This window comes from Cognaticolwellia aestuarii (genome assembly GCF_002000025.1).
Lineage (GTDB): Bacteria > Pseudomonadota > Gammaproteobacteria > Enterobacterales > Alteromonadaceae > Cognaticolwellia > Cognaticolwellia aestuarii.
The window spans coordinates 69,376-89,893 of the sequence record NZ_MUZV01000009.1 but is presented as its reverse complement, the minus strand read 5'-3'; the positions used below and the strand labels follow the sequence as shown (position 1 = coordinate 89,893).

Here is a 20,518-nt window from a genome sequence, read left to right as displayed (position 1 = left end):
ATTACAGGAAAAAAACAGCACTTGGCTATATTCCCAATCTGTCTTACCAATAATAATGAAGAGGGACGCCTGCTAACATTAGCTTTTATTTGACAATAAAAAACGCAGTATTTAAGTCAATAAATACTGCGTTGCTTTAATCTAATGAAGTAGTCACTATAAGAACTAAAACTAGCCCCCAATCAACTTAGCAAACTAATAAGCTACTAAGTTGATTGTTGCGGATTGGCTTAAAACTTAGCACGAACACCAATGGTATAACGACGATCTGCTTCAGTGTATTTCCAGCTACTACCTAATTCAGATTTAAAGATAGAAGGTTCGCCAGTAATATTGGTTGCGTTACCCACTAAAGTGAAATTCTCATTAATATCCCAACTTGCTGAAAAGTCTAACTGACCTCTATCGTCACGGTAGTTATTTCCGTAAACAGAGTCATCAGCACCAATAGCACCTGTTGCATCAATAGATTCAACACGTTTTTCATCTTCAGTATCCAAGAAGCTGTCACGGTAGTTATAAGCTAAACGAGTAGCAACACCTTCATACTCCCAAAATACTTGTAGGTTATAAGTATTTTTAGAAATATCTAAAAGAGGATTACCATTAGGCTGTTCACTATCAGCGTAAGTGTAGTTAGCGCTAACACCTAAACCAGAAAATGCACCTGGTAGAAAGTCAAAGAATTGTTGGTAGCCAATTTCAAAACCTTTAACTTTACCGTTTTCACCATTAGTATCCTTCTCGGTATCAATACCCGTAAGACCTGCATCACGTAAAGCAGCAACATGTGCTTCACCTTCCGCATTACTTGCAAAGTCAGAAACGCTTGAGAAAACTAAATCACTATTATTTACTCCTGCAGTATTAAGCTGACATACATTTTCCCATTCAGTAACATTTTGTCCTGATGTTGCACTGTTAGCGACACAAGTAGACTCAGTGCTTAAGAAAGACTCTACATTTTTGTAAAATACCGCAAACGACAACATGTTACCTTGACCAAAGTAATGCTCAACAGATAGATCATATTGCGTAGCACGGAAAGGTTCTAAATCAATTGAACCTTGATTAGCTGTAACAATTGAGTTGTCTATATCAAATGCAGGGCTTAGTTGACCAAAGTCAGCACGGCGCATAACTTTTGCTGCAGCAAAACGAACAACCGTATCACCCGTAACGTTATAAGTTACATTTAAGCTTGGTAAAAAGTCACTGTAATCATTTTCACCCGTAACCTTTTCGCCATCACGAATAACTGCAGATTCAAGATCAGTTTTAATATATCGACCACCAATAATGGCAGTAATATCATCGAAATCTAAATGCGCTGATATATATATAGCAGCAGTATCTTCAGTAATATCTCGATAAGCGCCTTCATTTTCTTCAAGGTTATCCGCTAAACTACCTGTAGTGGCTAAGTTAGTACCAGCAAGTAATTGTTGTAGTTGCGCATAAGCATTACCGGGATTAGACAAACCATTAAAGTTGGCATAAGTTAGCAAATCATTTTGACCAGACAAACCTAATTGATTAAACGAATGTGCATGGCTAATGGTTGAAAAACTATTCGGGAACGCTGCGTTATAATCATCAATCCATAATGTTGCCAATGAGCCATCAGCATCGTTAAATGCGTTTTTGTAAATGTCTTTTATTTCTTCTTTATATTGCTTGTAAACGTATTCGCGCTCAGTCACACGAACACCCGCTTTTATTGACGATATCCAATCAACATCAAGGGGCTCATCAATAACAACATCAAAACGAGCTGCGGTTTCATCGTTATTGGTAATTTTCTCTTCAGTTTTAAACGTACGTAATGCTAAATTATCTGCACTGGTAAACGCCGCAGGATCTGAATGAATGATACTTGGTAGTCTATCGCCTGATTGAGAAAAGATACCATCGTAAGTATGTGTATTACCCGTTGCACGTTCAATAGGTCTTAAAGTAAATTCTGAATCCGGTCTAAAGCTTTCTGAAGATGCCACAGCAACTTCACCTGAAATCATAATGCCATCAGAAATAGTCCACTCACCACCAAGAGCATGAGAGTATGAGTCTGTATCACGGAAATCACTGTAGGTTTTAGGAATGGCAAAGTCATTGGTTAAGGTGTAATTGTTAAGCTGACCGTTAGCATCTTGTGTTGTGTTAGCATCCGTTTGTAGTGATCCACCGACGGCAATAATTGAACTACCATTTTGCTCTCCTGAGCGCTTAGTGCCATTAAGATCAAGATATATCATGCCGTCACCAGACACCGGAGCCCACTGCAGCGAGAAATTTAATGCTGTTCGTTTACGGTTTTCAACATATTGCTCTACAGTATGCTGATCTCTAACGATAAAGTTGCCGCTTTCAGTATTAGCACTCATGCCATCAATATCAATATCTTGTGGTTTAATACGGCTAAAAAACTCATCTTGTCGAATTTCGCGGTCTTGAAAAGATAACATCGCTAACGCACCAAATGTACCGGCATCACCTAAGTCCCAGTTATTACCAACTGAGCCACTAAATACAGGCGCCCAATTTTCAGTTTTATCTGCATATTCGCCATCTAGTGAAAACGCTGCAGTTAACTTTTCTAGCTCTAGCGGACGAACAGTTTTAAGACTTACTGTGCCACCTAACGCGCCTTCAATCATATCTGCTGTTGGTGATTTCACAACTTCTACTGCTTTCAAAAAGCTTGAAGGAAAATCTTGTAGGCTGATGCCATCGCGTGAATCACCAATTGTTGAACGACCGTTTAACTCGACGCGATTTTGTGGCAAGCCACGAATAGAAACACTATCACCGACACCAAAGTCAGTGTTGATTGAGACACCCGTAATACGCTGAAGTGCTTCAGCGATATTGTTATCAGGTAGTTTACCGATATCTTCGGCAACAATGGCATCAACAATTCGGCCATCAGTACGTTTAAGTAGTGCTGCAGCTTTGAGACTGCCAAGCATGCCTTTAACTTCAATAACTTCGATATCATCGGTTTTTACTTGCTCTTGCGCCATTACTGAAAATGGTAATGCTAAACCTATGCAAGCAATAGATAAATTATTGCGAATATTTTTTGCTATGAATAATTGCTGAACAGCTGCAGCAAGTTTTGTTTTATTGGTTGTAATTATGTTCTTCATCTTCCCCACCTTGTTTTTTAAGTCTACTAATTATTCAAAGCTTTATCTTAGCCTTTGTTATTTTAAAATTAACGACACCTTAAACTAACCAATCCAGCAATATCCGTCAACAAAAAGATATAACCAAATATTCATAAAAACAAAGAAAAAACACCCTTTGGTAACAAAAATTGGTTAACCATTAATTTTATCAATAGCTTACAAGGAGTAAATTTATTTGAATACGATAAATAAATTTACTCCTTGTAAGCTTAAGTTATTTACTCGCGATTATCTTAGAATATCTAGCAGGTGAAACAGCTGATCAGAGCTGAGGAGGAGGAAGGTAGGATGATAGCTCGGGTAATGCCCCTTTCAGTACATCAGTACATCAGTACATTTTACAAGTAAAGTAACGAAAGCGAACATTAAACCCTCAACACTTCTAACCACTGTTGATATGAAATACTGCTACCTAAGTCAGTAATTGGCGCATGATACGTTTAAGTGCCAAAGATTTTACTGGCTTACGCAAAAACAAATATTCAGCATCACTGGTATGCTGACGAACACTTTCGGAAGGGTCTGCGGAACAAATTATAGCTGGCAGATGCCACTGTTCGCGTGTGAGCATAGCTTGCACTAAATCCACACCATTTTGACCATAATCAAGATGGTAGTCCGCAATAATAATATCGGGAGACGAATCAGCATTGGCCAGTGCCTGCTGGCAAGACTGTTGATCATGTGCGGTTAACACATTGCAACCCCAATCGATAAGCTGTGATGCCATTGCGGTTAACATCAACTCATCATTATCGATCAACAACACAACACGTTGGTTAAACAGGTTTTCTGATTCTGCTAACGGCTCTACGGCTTTATTTGCTCGCAAGTCATGACCAATTACACTAGGGGGTATAGTTGACTCACTGGCGTTAACACGGGGAATTTCAATACTAAAACATGTGCCTTTACCTAACTCAGATCTCACGGTAATCGTTAAGCCTAACAATTTAGCCATACGCTCTGATATCGCCAGCCCTAAGCCAAGTCCAGGTATTTCACGGTTTTGTTCTAAGCGTTCAAATTCACGAAAAATAGCTTTTTGTTGTGCTAACGCAATACCAGGACCATTATCCCAAACTTCAACTCGTATCATGGTTTTATTACGTCGTATGCCGAGTAAAATTCGATTACGGACATGCGATTTATCACCTTGTTTATCATGACAATAATGTATCGCATTCGATAAAAAATTTTGTATTATCCGCCTAAGCATTCGCTTATCAGAGTGCACCACACACTGACTTAATTGGTAAGAAAAATCGATATTGGCTTGTTGTGCTAGCGCAGTAAATTCATTTTTAAGCGGATTTAATAAATCATCTAGAGCAAATTGATTTTTTTCTATTTTTTCAGAGCTATTATCTAATCGAGAAATTTCAACTAAATCCGATAATAACGCTTCAACCACATTTAACGAATCATCAATATGCTCAGCTAATGCTGTTAACTCTTCGCCTTGAACTTTCTTTTTTAACATAGAAGTAAATAATGATAAGGCGTTAAACGGTTGCATTAAATCATGACTTGCCGCAGCTAAAAATCGACTTTTACTACTATTAGCCGCTTCAGCTTCTGCTTTGGCTTTTTGTAACTCTTGTGTACGACTTTCAACACGCTTTTCTAAGGTTTCATTCGCTTGTTGCAGTGCTTTTTCTGCTTCAATGTGTGCAGTAATGTCAGAAAAAGTGCTAACAAAGCCGCCACCTGGCATCGATTGACCACGAATTTCTAAAACAATGCCATTAGGCATTTTGCGCTGAAAATGATGGCTATCGCCATTTCGCATATGAGCAATACGTTTGGCGATCATCTGTTCACTATCATGATGACCGGAAATAATGCCGCGCGTAATATTATATTTCAGCAAAGTTTCTATCGGTAAACCCGCTTGTACAAAGCCATCTGGATAGTCGAGTAACTGAATATAGCGCTGGTTCCACGCCACCAACCTCATGTCGGCATCAATCACACTAATGCCTTGTTCGATATTCTCGACTCCTGATTGCAATAACTCGCGATTAAAACGAAACATTTGGTTAGCTTCATCAACGATACTCACAACATCTTCTAGTGGCATTTTCTCTGCTCTAGACGCCGCTTTCATTACCATACGCGTTGAAGCTGAACCCAAGACACCAGAAAGCTGTAAACGTGTGTATTCCACCAAATTTACCGGCTCAATATCACTATTTAGGTGATTTGACTTGGCAACTTTCATAAAGGCTTCAGCCGAGTCTTTATCAATAAAGCGTAATAATAAACTGTAGAGATCTTCGGTACTGAGGTTACGCTCAAATTTACTCTGGCTTTTACGGATAAATATTTCGGCTTGTAATTTTTCACCGACACTGCGATGGGTTAATAACGAAACAACAACAAAACAAACAATGTTAGTCATTAAACTATAAAATACACCGTGACTGGTTAAATCAAGAAAATTTAAGCCAAAAAGCGCCGTAGGTTTTAACCAAGTAATAGCAAATAGGCCATTTTCTACCCATGCTAAATTAGGGGCAATAATGGGCAATAACAAAGTATAAAACCATACTAAACTACCGACAATCAGCCCAGTTAATGCGCCTTTACCATTGGCTTTACGCCAATATAAAGCACCAATAATCGCGGGAGCAAATTGTGATAACAACACAAAAGACAGCAACCCAATACTTGCAAGATGACTTTGTTGGTTTATGCTACGCTCAAACGCAAAAGCAAATAATAAAATAGCGCTAATGGCTAATCGGCGCTGCTTTAACAATAAGCCAGAAAATTGTGGGGCCCCCGCTTTAGTAAATAATTTAAACTTCAACATCAGCGGTGTGATCACCTCAGTGGAAATCATCGTGCTAAGTACAATAGCTGAAACAATCACCATACTCGTAGCCGCAGCTAAACCACCAATATAAACAATAATACCCAGCCAAGCCTGTTGAAAAAATAAAGGTAAAGTCAGCACATAGGTATCTGCATCAACACTCCCGCCCGGAAAAGTGAGCAATCCAGCAATCGCAATAGGTAATACAAAAATATTAATTAAAATAAAGTACAGCGGAAATAACCAACGCGCGGTTTTTAATTCTTGTGGATGATGGTTTTCAATCATCATCATATGAAACTGCTGTGGTAAAACAAAAATGGTAATAGCACCTAATATTGCCTGCGCTATTGCCAGATAAACGGAGTTATTTTCACTAAACAAGGTATGGCTTTGTTGTTGCGATGCAAGATCAGCAAAGCCATCAAAAACAAAAAAGCTGGCAAACAAGCCAACAGCGGTTAGCGCAAACAGCTTTACAACTGAGCTAAATGCTATGGCTAAGACTAAACCTTGATTTTGTTTACTGGCGGCAATTTGCCGAGTACCAAATAAAATACTAAAAACAATCAACACAACCGTCACAACAAATGCCGTACTAATACCCGATTGAAAGGTACCGGTAAGTAAATCAAAGCTGGTGCTTATGGCGCGTAACTGTAAAGCAATATAAGGTACAGTGCCGACTAAAGCGATCAAAGCAACTGTAATAGCTATCTTAGGTGAGCGGTCGTAACGAAAAGCAATAAAATCAGCAATCGAGGTTAAGTTTTGTCGCTTAATAATGTTCAACATTTTTAACAGCATTGGCCAGGCAAGCACTAAACAAAGCATTGATCCAATATAAATCGGTGCAAGCCATGCTCCTGTGGTTGCCGCTTGCCCAACAGTGCCATAAAAAGCCCAAGACGTGCAGCTAACCGCTAGCGATAAGCTATACACCCAAGGCTTACAGCGCCATTGTTCAGGTGATTGATTTTGGCCTTTGTAAGCCACTAAAAAAAGTAAACAAAGATAACCAACCGAAAGAATGGTAACCAACCACGTATCAATAGATAACCAAGCTAACAAATTTATTCCTTTATATATTCATGTCATTTCAAGATGCAGGATTGAGCTGAAGTTAGCAACGTATTTAGGCAAAGCATTGCTTGAAGATAACGACCTTTAGCGCTTTTATTACTTAGCATATCACGCTTATTAGTAAGTTGTAGTGCACTAAGGTAGTACTTATTTTCCGAATTTCCTAAGGTAGTCTAGCCATTCGTTGTTTATCAGCTTAAAAGTTATCATAGATGAAAATTACCAACAAATATGTAGTAGAAGCTATTGTTTTTTTTAGTTATGTTTTATTTGCTATGGCGTGGGTCGGTGGCACCGCTAGCATGCAGAGTATTATGCTTTCACTCGATGTTCATAGCTTAGCCTCAGCAAGTTTTATTAGTGGCGCAGTCACTTTAGCTAAAATTGTCGGTACTTTCATTGCGGCTTGGATAGCGATTAAACTGGGGATCAAATATGCATTTTTCCTTTCTAGCTTACTGATAACGATAGGCTTGCTAACCCCTTATGCGCCAAACTATGAATTATTGCTATTGAGCCGATTTCTTATGGGGCTAGGTGGCGCTTTTATGGTGGTATATTTTAATCCTATTGTTTTACAATTTTTTAAAGCCGAAGAGCGCGCCACCATTAACGGTATTAATGCCGTTGCCTTTAATATCGGAACAGCGATAATTTTGTGGCAAATGCAAAGTATTAATCAACTAACCGGAGGCTGGCAAAATAGCTTAACACTATTCTCAATTTTCAGTCTGGTTATTGCCCTACTTTGGTTATTGGTTAAGTTTGAGCAACCATCAACAGCAACAAACCAACAAGATGAAGTTTCAGCGAACTACAGTTATAGCCAAGGCTTAAAAGATCGCTTCAACTGGGTTTATGGCTTAGCTTACTCAGGTATTCTAGCGTTTTATATATGCCTGTTTACCTTCTATCCCAAAGCCGGCATCGTGCAAAGTAAATGGGTAATAGGCTTTGGCATTATCGGCACTATTTTTGGTATTATTTACAGTAAAAAAGTGCCCGCTCGCTTACCTGTTATTCGTTGGTCGGGCTTAGCTGTTATCGTCAGCACGGCTATTTTTTCTTTTAGCGGCCTCTATTGGTTACAAACACTAGCCGCGATTACCTTAGGCTTTTTTATCTTCTTGCCAGTCACTGCATTAGTGTCAATTCCTCATGAATTACCCAAAATGACCGCTGCACGTATCACCATAATATTCAGTATGTTTTATTCCATTAGTTACATTATATCGACCTTGATCCTGTGGGTATTCGGTGCCTTAGTGGATATTCATCAAGGTGATTACACTTGGTCATTTATTTTAATCACCGCACTGAGTTCAACCTTATTTATCGGTAGCTATTTTTTGCCGGAAACAGCAAAAAAAGCACATGCACAGCAAAAGGGAAATTAATATGCGAGGCAATGTATCAAAAAGCTTAATACCATTACTCGAACAAGTTAACGCTGGGCTTGAACAAGCTAAGGCAAGTGGAGCAGCATTTGAGCCAGAGATTATTAGACAAAACTTAGAAAATTTATCTGCATACATGTTACCTGGCCCTGAAGTAAGCTTAGTAACAGACAGCATTTTAACGCTTGAAAATCATCAGCTTGCTGCACGAATTTATCATCCTGAGCCTGATAAACAGCTGCCGGTTTTATTGCACTTTCATGGTGGTGGGCACATGTGCGGTAGCATTGATTTATATGACCCTATCAGCCGAGAGCTTGCCATTGCCGCCCATGCCATTGTTATTTGTCTTGATTATCGCTTAGCACCTGAGCACCCTTACCCGTGTGGCTTGAATGATTGTCAGTACTTGCTAGAAAACTACCCAAGCTTGCTCAATGGCTATCAATATAGTGAACAACTCTACCTTGCTGGCGATAGCGCCGGCGGAGCTATTTGCACTAGCTTGGTAATGAACAACATGAATAATCCTAAGGTTAATATTGATAAGCAAATATTGTTCTACCCCAGCGTTGATTATACTATGGGGTGTCAGTCGATTATAGATAATGGTCAGGGATTTTTATTAGAAGCAGATAAAGTACGCTGGTACTTTCAACAATACTTTAACATCCAAGATGCCAATCTTCTCAACACTAGTATTATCAACACCAGCCCTGAAATAAGTAATACTGCAGAAAACTCAACAGTTAGTCGCTTACTAACAAGCGCATCGCCTTTATTTAGTGAATTTACCGCCGATATGCCTAAGACCTTAGTGATCACCGCTGGCTGCGATCCGTTAAGAGATGAAGGAGTATTGTATGCGGAAAAAGCCAAACAAGCAGGCGCGAGCGTTGAACACTATCAATTTAGCGAATTGATCCATGCTTATATGCTGTTATCAAAATTAATACCTGAGCAGTATAAACGGACCTATGAAATCATTGATAAGTTCGTTAGTAAAAACTAGCAACAAGCGAGCTTTAATAAAAACAATGTAAACTCAAAGCTGAATGTAGAAAAGCTGAATGTAGAAAAGATTAACGCAGAAAGGGCCGTGTAGCAAAGGGGCGTGCGGAGCAAGTCAGCGCTAAAAATATCAGGGCAGAAAGCAAGCTAAAATTAAACGGCCTTTCGACATAAAAACTATTGATAAACTTCCTAATTGGGCTGCTCAACATTTAGTGGCAGCCCTTTTTTTTTACCTACTATTACAGTTTATTGTGCGGTCCAAGCACCGTCCATAGGTAAGGCTGAGCCGGTAATGCTTCTAGCACTTTCACTACAAAGAAATAAAATAAACTCCCCTATTTGCTCAGGCGCCATCATTTCTGGTAAAGGTTGTTTCGCGGTAACGAGTTGATATTTAGCTTGCTCAAAAGCGATATTTTGCTGCTTAGCAATCGCCGATATTTGATCATTAATCAGCGGAGTATCAACCCAGCCAGGGCAAATAGCATTCACCGTAACCCCCTGCTCTGCACACTCTAACGCTAGCACTTTGGTTAAACCAACTAAACCATGCTTTGCCGCACAATAAGCTGACTTGTTAACCGAGCCAACTAGCCCATGCACGGAGGCAACATTAATAATTCTCCCCCAACCATTACTTTTCATATTGGGCAAGGCATATTGAATCGCATGAAAGGCAGCAGATAAGTTAATCGCAATAATGGCATTCCATTTATCTAATGGAAAATTTTCTGCACTTTCAGTATGTTGTATACCAGCATTATTAATTAAAATATCAATGCTGCCCATTTGCTCAATAGCGCGCTTAATCAAATGTTCAATACGGGCAACGTCGCTTAAATCGGCATTATCAAATAAAACACTAATACCATATTGCGCTTTAAAGCTATCCGCTAATTCCTGCCCTTGAGACGCTGACATTAATCCATGCAACACCAGGTTGATACCTTGAGCAGCCAAAACATGTGCAGTGGCTAAACCAATACCACTTGTTGAGCCAGTAATTAAGGCAACTTTTTCGTTAAGCATAACGATTCCTTATTATAGTAATTTGTCTCTAAGGTTATCGTATTTACTTAAATCAATAATTGGCACCTTAGTACCATAGCGTTGTTAATTTATGACGAGGAGCAACGACAATTTTATTAACGAAACTGATTTAGCAGAGCTGAATAATTAGCGTTTAATGGTTCAGTTGTAAAGTTACGATCTAAGGTTGAAATTTTAGCACTCGTCAAAGCGGTTACTGTAAATGTTCCTTATTTCGTACAAATGACAAACCATGCGTTTGACTTATAAACAATAAATGGTAATGACAGCAAAGGTTTGTTATTAATAGGTAAAATAATAGGAACTTTCTGAAAGGAAAAGAGAAAGTAACCTCTGATAAAATTATTATATGTAAATGGAGTAAGCTATGACGTACCGTATATTTGGAGTGATTTCTGGAATAATCTTTTTACTTGCTGGGTGTGCAACATCTTCTTTCAAAGTGGGTAATGATTTCTCTAGTGAAAACGTATCAAAAATTGTAAAAGGTAAAACAACCTCGAATGATATGGTTTTATTATTTGGAGAACCTTTTACCAAAAGCGTTATATCTGCTAAAGATGAAAAGTGGGTATACATGTACTCTAATGGAACAGCTAAAGCTCAAAGTTACATCGTCACTATGAAAGTAGAAACTACTGGCACACAAAAAACACTTGATGTATTAATTACAGATGGTGTTGTATCTAACTTTACATATACAGAGAAAGGTACCCCTTATACTATGCAAGTTAACTAAATTATCTTCAAACGTAAAACCCCTTTGCTCGAATAACAAAGCCCCCTAATTCAATTGAAACAGGGGGCTTTAGGCAAAGCAAAACTCAAACCTGTAAGAGTCTGATACTGATAGAGGCTTATAATTCGAGATCAAAAACCACACTAATTGAAGCCGAAAACACAATGTTTTCTTGTAAATAACGTCCCTGCTTCGCCGAGCTATCAGCCATACGTGCACTTACGGCATAAAGCTCGTTATTAGCACCATATCTATGATGGCTTTGATTTGAATTCGCATTAATACTATAAATACGCCCTAATTCAGCACCAAAAGCATTGGCGAGTGACTTGCCTTTATTTTTAGCATTGTTAACTGCAAGGGCATTAACCTCAGCCTGCAATTTTTTTTCATCAGAAGATTTTAATTCAATATTACGAATGGCATCAATTTTCACGCTTAAGGCGAAATCCATAAAGGCATTTAGCTTATCAATATTATTTAATGTTACTTTTAAGGTGCGACGAGCAATATAGCCTTCTATTTTGTCACGCTCTCCGCGGTTATAAGCATACCGGACTTCGGTTGAGATATTGGATGCTGAAACATTGTCTTCATCTACGCCAAAATCATCAAGCCCATCAAGTAGGTTATTAACTCGCTCATCGACTTCTCTTTTCGCATCTAGGCTTGTCGCTTGGTTACTCTCAACGCTTAAATGCACAACAGCAATATCTGGCATCGCTGTCATTTCTGCATTGCCAGTTACCGAAATATGACGGTTGCCTGGCAAACTGGTATTAGCGAAAGAGCAAGTGGAAAGTGTTAACAGCACAGCACAGGTAAATAATTTCATAATATATCCTATTAAAAAGCAATTGCTACCACAGTTAAGCTTAACTAAAGCTTGTTGCCTGCAGCACGTATATATCAGTTACGTTGATAAAAACCCTCAACTAAGCATTTAAATTAGCAGTAATTTCTCGGTAATTCAGCATTATTTTATGCAAGGATAAATGAACCTAAGCTGAACAGACAATACATTGACAAGCATCATGCCCATCCGAGTACACTTTTAGGATAATTTCATAGTTATAGCGAGCAGCTTTATCGTCAAAATAAACGCTAAACTGCCTAAGGTAAATTGCCCATTCAAGTGCCGTGCTAACGCTTATTACATCTACAGCAACCAATTTACTGACGACTCAGCGGTTAGCTACTTTTGATGTAACAACAAAGCGCTATAAACAGAAGAATTTGATAATTAAATCAAACTTATCTCGATTTATCAGGTAAAATAATCTACCTTGCATATTTTGCTAAATATATCCCTATGACGTTTCAAAATACAGAGTTTAAGTTTGAAACAACATGACAATAAACACCGACAACTAGAGTTACCGCTGTAATGACTTACCGAGTACAAATATGATGGAATCTTTTATAGAATCTCTTATTGAAAATAAGACCTTAGTCACCGCTTTATTAGCTATCGTTCTTATCACGGTTAAGTTAGTTATTACTCGCTTTATTAAACGTCGTGCCAAAAAGAAAAAAGTAGATAAACGCTTCACCGTTAATTTATTGAATAACATGTTCAATTTTGCACTTATTTTTATGGTGTTTAATATTTGGTCGGTTGAGATCCAAAAGTTTGCCTTCTCAATTGCCGCCTTTGTGGTTGCTATAGTGCTGGCAACGCGAGAGTTTATTCAATGTTTTATTGGCTTTATTTATGTGGTCTCTAATCGCCCTTTTCGTATTGGTGATTGGATCCAAGTTGGTAATTATTGTGGTGAGGTCAACTCGATTGACTGGATAAACTTAACCTTACTTGAGGTTAATATTAGTAATTATCAATTTACCGGTAAAACGCTATATATTCCGAATAATCAATTAGTGACAACTCCCATCAAAAACTTAAACTTTCTTAAGCGTTATGCGGTCCATCATTTCACGATAACCCGTGATGGTAGTGTAAATCCATTTGATTTTATTGATGATTTAAAAATGAAGGCTAATAATTACTGCGCCGACTTTAATGATGTTGCCGTAAGATATAACCAAGTCATTGAACATCGACTCGATATCAATATTGCCGGCCCTGAGCCTCATATTGAAGTTGCAACATCCGACATTGGTGATACTCAGGTTATTTTTACTATTTTTTGCCCAACAGAGCGTGCGATGGAAATTGAAAATAAGCTTACCGCTGACTTTATGAATTTTTGGTTTAGCGCCAAAAGCCATAAATAAACAACTCGCTTAGCCAAATAAGCAAAAAACCAGCAAAGAGCAAATCAGTCATCTTTAAACGTTAAACTAGAGGTGACTATTTAGCTCAGCATATAGCTTAGAAGTAATGATTCCTGAGCACTTGCAGTCAAATTTAACACTAACTATCATGCAGTAAGCTCAAGTTCAGCTAATTCTTTGTATATATGTTTCATGGCAATGCTGTTTTCTTGTAATGAGCAATCGCTAGCACTACGTGCAATAAAACCCAACGCTGAAATGTTAAAGTAGGCGGCTATATTCACCCCTGCTTGTTTAAGGCAACGACTACTGCACGACTCTTCACAACCTTCAATTAAAATGACCGGTCTACCTTGAGCTTTTGTTTGTACTTGCTGCTGAGTTGCCGCCATAAGCCATGAAATACAAGACATTTCAGCAATACCGTCGCTATCAAGTGTTAATGCTATATCGTTTGCCATCGTTGCTAGATGCGAACAACCAGAACAAGCAAAAACTAACGGTTTTTTGTTTTTCATTTAAATTACCACTTAAAGTTTATCAATTTACTGGCTCCTGTTTATCTATATACATCAGGCGACAGCGCGCGTACCTTGTCATTCTATGGCAGTAAAAAATAGCGGTATTGATGTGAATCAAAATTAGGTAAATTTAGGCCATATCAGCGTTAATATCAGCGTTATATAGCTAAACCACTTCAAGGGATGACGTTAAAACTATCAAATGATTGCCAATTCAAAATGTCGTGTTTTTCAAAGCTTGTTAACGTCGAAATGAATACAGCACAGAACGTTTTTTCACAAGCTAGCAAGGTGCTTGGCTAAACATAATCTCAGTAATCAGCCCTTTTGTAACAGAACATTAACTTTTACTGTTTATTTGTCATTTTAGTCGCTAGAATTAGCGCGCTTTTTCCAAATGGTTATCTGAATGATTTTTCGCCTTATCAGTTTTTTCGCTCTATGTTTTTCAGCGTTACTTTCTCATGCTGTCGAACTTGACAGCTTGCACAAGTCAACCTCTGCCAATATTGCTCGTGATTTAAAAAAATATAATATTCCCGGTGCCGCCTACGCGATTGTTAAAAACAATAAAGTGATAGCCATGGAAAGCTTTGGTTATACCGACACGAGCAAAACTCAAAAAATCAACCATAATACCGTTTTTAGGCTCGCGTCAGTTTCTAAACCTTTTGCCGCCACAATCACCACAATGTTGGCACAAGAGCAGCAACTAAACTTATCCGATCCTGTCACTAAGTATGTGCCTAACTTTGTTTTAGCAACCGAAGGTGCGGCTAATAAAATTCAATTAAAACACCTATTAAGTCATTCAAGTGGTTTAATGCCTAATGCCTATGACAATTTATTACACGAAAATTGGAGTATGGATAAAATCATCAGCCGTTTCGACCGTGTTACGCCTATCTGCCAGCCAGAGAAATGTTACGGTTATCAAAATATTGCTTACGGTTTTTTACAACCCGCTATTGAAGCGAGTCAACCTAAAAGCTACTCAACATTACTTCACGATAGAATTTTTGCACCGCTAGCAATGGATAATGCTTCGGTAGGTATTGATGTTTTTTTACAGCAAAAAAATACCGCTAAACCCCATATTCTTAGAAAAAGAGTCAACACGGGTCAAAAAAATAAGGCGGGAAAAGATATTAAACGCTATGTTTGGCGCACGGTAAAAGTTTCTCCTGACTATTATAAAGTGGCGCCCGCAGCAGGCGTAAACGCCAGCATAGCGGATTTAACCAAGTGGTTAATTGCCAATTTAGGACATAACCCTGAAGTGCTTTCACCGACACTGCTTAATGAGTTAACCACTCCACGTATTAAAACTAAAAAAGACTTACGTCGGCGTTACTGGCGCGAGCATTTAACTGACGCGCATTACGGTTACGGATGGCGCATCTATCAATTTAATGGTCACCCTATTATTTATCATTCAGGCTGGGTTGCTGGTTTTAGAGCTGATATCGGCTACTCACCAGAGTTAGATATCGGCTTTACGGTATTAATAAACGCTGAATCGAATGTCATTAACAAAATATCTAGCCAGTTTTGGACGAAAGCACATCAGTTATTTTCTCTTGAACATAAGGAATAAAGCTGACAACTTAAGCTATAATACCCACTTTTTAAGCACAGCATCTCAGCTGATTACTCTGCACTGAATAACTATTTAACTATTTAACTATTTAACTATTTTTTTCAAGGTGAATGCCCCGCGAATATCCCCCAACGTAAAACCTGTTGCTTGATCGTTAGGGTATAACGTACGCACTTTTTCAGTAACTGCTTTATCTACTTGCGCGCCATGGCATGTTAGGCATAAACCGCCTGTGGCTATAGGTTTCATATAACGGTAAACCGTTTGTTCGCCTTCTTGAATGACCGCTGTATATTCCATCGTTTTTAGATCTTCTCCAGCCGCTTTACGTTGTTCAAATTGACGAAGTACGGTTGCTTCCCATTCATCGGGAGCGTTTTCGCCATTGCGAACTTTCATTCCTGTGCGTGCTATATTCCAGCTTGATAAAGCAGAGTTTTTATCGGCAATAGGCGCTGCTTCAACATGACAAACGGTTAATGCCTTGATCGGTCCATCTGATTTCATCGCCGTCATTAAAGCATGCTTTAAATCACCACCAAAAGCTTTCACTAGTGCGCGTGCTTGGGCAATATCTTGGCTAGGTACTTTTACTTCACCAGCACTGACTTCAGTTTGACTTATTTCTGCATGAGCTAATGCCGGCAAGCTAAATAAAACGCTAGTGAATAACGTTTTTACCGCTAATGCTTTCATATTGTTCTCCAATATCCCCGATTTCCAGGGTGTGTATGTTTAAGCTGATACGTAATAATTTGTTCAGATAAAAGATTAAAAATAATTGAGTAGCTTTTGATAATACTGATTATCACCATAAAGTTGTTGGTGACTGCCTTGGGCGATAATCTCACCGTGCTCCATCACGATAATTTTATCCATTTTATCAAGCATTAACGGTTTATGTGTTATCACCAACAAGCTTTGTTGGCGATCTTTTACATGCGCTAAGATGTTCGCCATCATGGCCTCTTCATTTCGACGGTCTAAACCTTTTGTCGGCTCATCTAAAATCAGTACTTTGGCAGCACGCAGCAATAATTGGGCAATTTGCAACCTTTGTGCTTGCCCACCAGACAAGCCAGTGCCAGTTGCTCCTAACCAAGTATTTAAGCCTTTGGGCAACTCATCAATAAAGTCGCTTAAATTAACCAATTGACAAACCTGACGCATTTCTTCTTCAGTAGCGTCGGGCTTAGCTAAACGTAAATTATCGGCAATACTGGCATCAAATATATGCCCTTGCTGACTCATTAAAGCAATGTGCTGACGTAAACCTTCACGCTTGATGCGACTTAAATCAGTACCTGCAAGTGTTATTCTCCCGCTACTGCTGTTGTCATTGCTGTTTTTACTGTTATTTTTACTATTTATGGGTACTAGTTTGCCTGACCTACCCGTTGACAAAAGTGCTGCGCCTGTCGGCCAAAATCCCATCAACAAATTCACTAGTGTTGATTTACCAGCGCCACTTGCCCCTATAATCGCCACTTTTTCGCCAGCTTTTATTGATAAGTTAATCGCATGTAAGCTTGCCTTTTTCTGCTCAGGGTAATTAAAGCTGAAGTTTTCAAAAGTTATATCACCATGTTTTGGCTCTTCAATACCAATATCAACAGGTTTTTCTTTATCGATAATAGTGAATAGCCTAGCGGCACTTGCTAAGGTTTGCGGTAACAATTGCAAGGCAAGCGGCATACTGCTTACCGTTTCAAAGCTGACTAAAACCAGTAAAATAATGGCCACTAAAGACTTGCTGTCAACGTCAGCAGTGGCTAACGGTGGCAATAAAACAATAAAGCACACTAACGCAGATAAATGGATAAGGAGAAATATAAGCGCATTTAAGCGAGCATTAATTTTGGCTAAACCATAACGCACATCATAGTATTTTTGAGTAGTGCGCGCGATTGAGCGCTGATAACCAATGCCGACCTGATACACCAATAATGTTTTAATGGCACCAATACCATTAACGAGCGCTTCACTGAGCTGACTTTCTAAACGAGACTTTTCTATGGCTAGCGTTGTTGATGCCAAGTAACTGATCACAGGTAAAATAATGGCAACAGTTAATAAAGCACTTAGCATTATCCAAGCAATGGTACTTGAGAACGTAGCTAAAGCGAAACAAACAATAGGCACTGAGATCAAGGCTACGAAGATGGGCAGCAATACACGCAGGTAAAAGTTGTCGAGGTTATCTATATCTTGCTGAAGTCGCGCTAACAGATCACCCGAACGTAAATTAAGACGATAGTAGGGTAGTAACGGTTCAAGTTGCTGATAAAAGTAATGCCGTAAATCGGCTAATGCGTTAAAGGTTGCTCGATGCGTTAACATACGTTCAGCATAACGCCCTGCCGTACGTACAATCGCTAAAAATCGAATAATAGCAGCCGGCGTAAAATAGTTAACGGTTATGCCGGTTGTGCCTGCAATGGCCATTAAAGTAATAAACCAACCTGATATCGCCAATAAACTGATATTAGCTAATACGGTAATAACTGACAATAAAGCGCCAAGCAGCATCAACGGTAGCTGAGGTTTAAGTAGAGCAAGTAAGCGAAAAAATATCTTCATACTATGCCTCTTAACAATGTATTTTCATGATACTCACTTTCAAGAGATTTACTTTTATATGACGGTTTTTCAAGTGACCGACCGCTAATAATTTTATTCTCGGTAGGTGCGTTCTCGATAAGTTTATTTTCGGTTAACTTACTTTCAAAAAAATGATCAATCATCATAAGTTCACCTGCTTGGCATAATAGCCGCCATGGGCTAAAAGCGACTGATGGGTACCCAACTCAATCACTTTACCTTGCTCAAGTACGATAATTTCCTTCGCTGCCATCACGGTCTGCAAGCGATGAGCAATAACGATCACTAAGTGATGCTCAGCATAGGCATTGATCACAGAAGTAATAATTTGCTCTGTTTCTTGATCAAGGTGGCTGGTCGGCTCATCAAGAATTAACACTTCAGGTTGATGATAAAACATCCGCGCTAGCGCTAAGCGCTGCGCTTGACCGCCAGAAAGCCCCGCTCCCTCTTCACCCACTTTGCTTTCAATCCCCTGCTCAAGACTTGCCACAAAGCTGGCTAAGCCAGATTTTTCAAGTGCTTGCATAATATCTTCATGCTGATAGTCGTCTGATAAGGCAATATTAAACGCTAAAGAGCCGTAGAACACTTGTGCCTGCTGAGAGATCCAACCGCAATGGCGTAACCACTGATCACGATTACTACCCGTTAATACATTGCTGTTAACCGTCACTTGCCCTGCACTTGGTTGAACAAAGCCTAAAACCATATCGATTAACGTTGATTTTCCCGAACCACTTTCACCAATTACGGCATATAAACCTTGCTGTGAAAAGGTTAAATTTACCTGGCTTAACGCGTTTTTTCGCTCAGGATAGGCGAAATCAGCTTTTGCTAGTTTGATGGTAAAAGGAGCGGTAAAAAGGGTTTTTGAACTGGATTGTTCTCGGGGCTGATTCAGTACTTGCACAAGATCTTCAGCGGCGGTAACACCGGCCATTTTGGCATGGTATTGGGTGCCAAGTTGTCGAAAGGGTAAGTAAAATTCAGGCGCGAGTAACAACACCCACAAGGCAAAAACATAATCAACATCGCCATAATACAAACGAAAACCAAGAACCACAGCAACCAACGCGATAGAAATTGAAGCTAAAAACTCTAAAACAAAAGATGAAAGAAAGGCAATTTTTAGAATGCCCATGGTTTCATCGCCATAGTCATCACTGATTTTTTTTACCGCGGCAATTTCTCTGCGTGAAGCGTTAAATATTTTAAGCTGGGTTAATCCTTGAATAATATCGAGGAAATGACTGCTCATTCGTTGCAGCTTAGTCCAATGTTCTTCATTTAAACGCTGCGCTTTATGACCAATAAGGATCATAAAAAATGGCACCATAGGTGCGGTAAACAATAAAATTAAACCTGACTGCCAATCGATCGGAAATACAGCAAAGAGAATAGCGCTAGGAATAACAGCGCAATAGGCTACAACAGGTAAATAACCAGCAAAGTAATCCTCCAATGAATCAATTCCTTGATGTAATAACTGCGCTAATTTTGCGCTGCCTTTAGTTTGTGTGTACGCAGGACCAAATTCGAATAAACGATGGAGTAGTCGTGAACGAATATTAGCTTTGATATCCATAGCACCGCGGCGGCTATAACATTCGCTAAAATACCCAAAGCCGGCACGACAACAGATAATCAGCACTAGTGCTAGCATGATCATGCTTGTGTCAGTGAAAGCTGTGCCAGTGAAGGCTGTGCTGCTCAGTTCTGTGCTTGGTATGCTTTCTATACTTGGAAAGATCACTAAATTAATAAGATAAGCCAGTACGGCTGTTTGCAATATCATCAGCAAGCCATTCACCGCACCCAACGCAATAGCGCGGCTTAACTTACCGTGTGCGTATTTTTTTTGAGATTTGAGCCAGTTATTCACTTGTTTTTTTTGCTGCGGAGTTTGCTCTGTCATTATTACTGGCTCGTTACTCATTGATCATTAATTCTGATCATTTCTATTGTTCTTTACTGAGGATGTACGTCTGCTGATTCACGCTTGATAACGGATAGCTTTAAGAATAGTCCTAAGTGCGTTAAAGCAAGTTAAAGCGTTTAATCGTCGTTATGTTGATCTTTAGAAACATTGTCCACATGCTGCTCCATTTCGTACCACATAACATTAATTATGCCCAAAGAAACCGCGAGCAACACACCTAAAATCCAACTGAAATACCACATAATTTTATCCTTTTTTTACTAAGTTTTTGCTAACTTGCTTAACTCGTTTTAACGTGGCTAGGCACTAGTTTATTAGCGCCTA

The 20,518-nt window shown here is 39.1% G+C and carries 15 protein-coding genes; 5 read left to right on the top strand and 10 right to left on the bottom strand.

Features of this window, described 5'->3' with window-relative positions; genetic code table 11:
* Nucleotides 1–230 precede the first annotated feature (230 nt).
* Both B0169_RS14260 and B0169_RS14255 read right to left on the bottom strand, forming a co-directional pair.
* Nucleotides 231–3,149 carry a TonB-dependent receptor gene (locus B0169_RS14260; protein ID WP_077286910.1) on the bottom strand — a complete coding sequence of 973 codons (2,919 nt, stop codon included), beginning with the start codon at nt 3,147–3,149 and terminating at the stop codon, nt 231–233.
* 454 nt (nt 3,150–3,603) lie between these two features.
* Nucleotides 3,604–7,083, bottom strand: coding sequence for a PAS domain-containing hybrid sensor histidine kinase/response regulator (locus B0169_RS14255; RefSeq protein ID WP_077286907.1), 3,480 nt, complete (start codon nt 7,081–7,083; stop codon nt 3,604–3,606).
* Between the two features lie 224 nt (nt 7,084–7,307).
* Between B0169_RS14255 and B0169_RS14250 the strand changes: the two genes are divergently transcribed.
* Together B0169_RS14250 and B0169_RS14245 are read left to right on the top strand one after the other, a co-directional pair.
* Complete coding sequence (locus B0169_RS14250; protein WP_077286904.1) at nt 7,308–8,492, top strand: MFS transporter; 1,185 nt, start codon at nt 7,308–7,310, stop codon at nt 8,490–8,492.
* 1 nt (nt 8,493) lies between these two features.
* A complete protein-coding gene (locus tag B0169_RS14245) occupies nt 8,494–9,504 on the top strand; it encodes an alpha/beta hydrolase (protein WP_077286902.1) in 1,011 nt (336 codons plus the stop codon).
* Between the two features lie 248 nt (nt 9,505–9,752).
* Here B0169_RS14245 and B0169_RS14240 read toward each other — a convergent pair whose 3' ends face one another.
* Nucleotides 9,753–10,535: a 3-hydroxybutyrate dehydrogenase gene (locus tag B0169_RS14240; RefSeq protein ID WP_077286900.1), complete on the bottom strand. Its 783-nt coding sequence runs from the start codon at nt 10,533–10,535 to the stop codon at nt 9,753–9,755.
* A gap of 388 nt (nt 10,536–10,923) precedes the next feature.
* Between B0169_RS14240 and B0169_RS14235 the strand changes: the two genes are divergently transcribed.
* On the top strand, nt 10,924–11,295 hold the full coding sequence (locus B0169_RS14235; protein WP_077286898.1) for a hypothetical protein: 372 nt from the start codon (nt 10,924–10,926) through the stop codon (nt 11,293–11,295).
* Between the two features lie 118 nt (nt 11,296–11,413).
* Here B0169_RS14235 and B0169_RS14230 read toward each other — a convergent pair whose 3' ends face one another.
* Nucleotides 11,414–12,130 (bottom strand): SIMPL domain-containing protein, encoded by a 717-nt coding sequence (locus B0169_RS14230; RefSeq protein ID WP_077286896.1) that lies wholly within the window; start codon nt 12,128–12,130, stop codon nt 11,414–11,416.
* A 572-nt stretch (nt 12,131–12,702) separates the two neighbouring features.
* Here B0169_RS14230 and B0169_RS14225 point away from each other — a divergent pair.
* Nucleotides 12,703–13,530, top strand: a complete 828-nt coding sequence (locus B0169_RS14225) for a mechanosensitive ion channel family protein (protein ID WP_235838580.1) — start codon at nt 12,703–12,705, stop codon at nt 13,528–13,530.
* A gap of 146 nt (nt 13,531–13,676) precedes the next feature.
* Here B0169_RS14225 and B0169_RS14220 read toward each other — a convergent pair whose 3' ends face one another.
* On the bottom strand, nt 13,677–14,048 hold the full coding sequence (locus B0169_RS14220) for a putative zinc-binding protein (RefSeq protein WP_077286892.1): 372 nt from the start codon (nt 14,046–14,048) through the stop codon (nt 13,677–13,679).
* A gap of 412 nt (nt 14,049–14,460) precedes the next feature.
* Between B0169_RS14220 and B0169_RS14215 the strand changes: the two genes are divergently transcribed.
* The gene (locus B0169_RS14215; protein ID WP_077286890.1) at nt 14,461–15,648 is read left to right on the top strand and encodes a serine hydrolase domain-containing protein; all 1,188 of its coding nucleotides are present in this window, start codon (nt 14,461–14,463) and stop codon (nt 15,646–15,648) included.
* 87 nt (nt 15,649–15,735) lie between these two features.
* Here the strand turns inward: B0169_RS14215 and B0169_RS14210 are convergent, their stop codons facing one another.
* The 5 genes from B0169_RS14210 to cydX form a co-directional block, all read right to left on the bottom strand.
* The gene (locus tag B0169_RS14210; protein WP_077286888.1) at nt 15,736–16,347 is read right to left on the bottom strand and encodes a Tll0287-like domain-containing protein; all 612 of its coding nucleotides are present in this window, start codon (nt 16,345–16,347) and stop codon (nt 15,736–15,738) included.
* A 75-nt stretch (nt 16,348–16,422) separates the two neighbouring features.
* Nucleotides 16,423–18,231, bottom strand: a complete 1,809-nt coding sequence (locus B0169_RS14205; RefSeq protein WP_077286886.1) for an amino acid ABC transporter ATP-binding/permease protein — start codon at nt 18,229–18,231, stop codon at nt 16,423–16,425.
* Entirely contained in the window at nt 18,228–18,398 is a 171-nt protein-coding gene (locus B0169_RS19270) for a hypothetical protein (RefSeq protein WP_158077101.1), read from the bottom strand. The genes B0169_RS14205 and B0169_RS19270 overlap by 4 nt, the downstream gene beginning before the upstream one ends.
* The gene (gene cydD / locus B0169_RS14200) at nt 18,395–20,170 is read right to left on the bottom strand and encodes a thiol reductant ABC exporter subunit CydD (protein WP_077286884.1); all 1,776 of its coding nucleotides are present in this window, start codon (nt 20,168–20,170) and stop codon (nt 18,395–18,397) included. Before cydD ends, B0169_RS19270 begins: the two co-directional genes overlap by 4 nt.
* A 140-nt stretch (nt 20,171–20,310) precedes the next feature.
* Nucleotides 20,311–20,436: a cytochrome bd-I oxidase subunit CydX gene (gene cydX / locus B0169_RS14195; RefSeq protein WP_077286882.1), complete on the bottom strand. Its 126-nt coding sequence runs from the start codon at nt 20,434–20,436 to the stop codon at nt 20,311–20,313.
* Between the last annotated feature and the right edge of the window lie 82 nt (nt 20,437–20,518).